The organism is Lysinibacillus fusiformis, from assembly GCF_003049525.1.
GTDB lineage: Bacteria > Bacillota > Bacilli > Bacillales_A > Planococcaceae > Lysinibacillus > Lysinibacillus fusiformis.
Genome location: NZ_PYWL01000049.1, coordinates 1 through 430 on the forward strand (window position 1 = coordinate 1; position 430 = coordinate 430).

The following is a 430-nucleotide window of genomic DNA, read 5'->3' on the forward strand; positions in this document are numbered from 1 at the left end:
GGCGTGCTTTATCGTGGCCAGTTCAAGGCCGGTGTATACGACGGCCCCGGTCGCCTGGAACTGGAAGACGGCAGCCAGCATCAAGGCATGTTCGCCAATGGCAAGGCCAACGGCGAGGGGTCGCGCAGTGACGCCAGCGGCAACCAGTACAGTGGCAACTTCATCGACGGTCAATTGCAGGGCACCGGCAGCTTCACCAGTGCTGAAGGCGATCAATACGTCGGCAATTTCCGCAATGGCCAGCTGGACGGCAAGGGGCGCTATGAAAACAGCGACGGTGACGTCTGGAGCGGTGAGTTCAAGGAAGGCGCGCTGACCGGCAAAGGCGAGTTGATCGGTTCTGACGGCAGCCGCTATCAGGGTGATTTCGACAACTGGCGCTTCATGGGTCAGGGCCAGTTGCTGTTGGCCGATGGCAGCCGCTACGTCG

1 protein-coding gene is annotated in these 430 nt (G+C 61.2%); it reads left to right on the forward strand.

The window, feature by feature from the left end; genetic code table 11:
* Positions 1-430 (forward strand): MORN repeat-containing protein (locus C9J29_RS24035; protein WP_419690817.1); only part of this gene is annotated, 430 nt, incomplete at both ends.